The organism is Cupriavidus sp. SIMBA_020 (assembly GCF_046535395.1).
Classification (GTDB): Bacteria; Pseudomonadota; Gammaproteobacteria; order Burkholderiales; family Burkholderiaceae; genus Cupriavidus; species Cupriavidus campinensis.
In genome coordinates this window covers 1-294 of sequence record NZ_JAWRWU010000335.1, presented here as the reverse complement: position 1 = coordinate 294, position 294 = coordinate 1, and the positions used below count along the sequence as shown (strand labels likewise).

General features: G+C 63.9%; 1 pseudogene. It reads right to left on the bottom strand.

Going from position 1 to position 294, the window contains the following annotated elements:
- Positions 1-198: pseudogene (locus tag SB751_RS29470) on the bottom strand (GntP family permease); the annotation flags it as partial.
- Positions 199-294: the final 96 nt, after the last annotated feature.

Below are 294 nucleotides of genomic sequence, written 5' to 3'. Positions count from 1 at the left end.
GACGGGGAAGTAGAGCTTGGCGAAGCCCGCCATGCGCTCCATGAAGATGCCCGAGAACACGGGCGCCAGCGCCGACGGGTCGGTCAACAGCACCGCGCCCATGGCTGCGATGGGCGCGCACAGAATCACGCTGTAGCCTCGATACGCCGCCAGCATCAGGAATGCCAACGCCGCCACCACGATAAACAATCCGGTCATCCGGTACTCCTGGAATGAGAGGTCAAGGGGTGTGGAGCTACACCTTAACAAATCGATCCCGGCAGCCGTTTGACGGCGGACAGGCCCGCGCCGCCG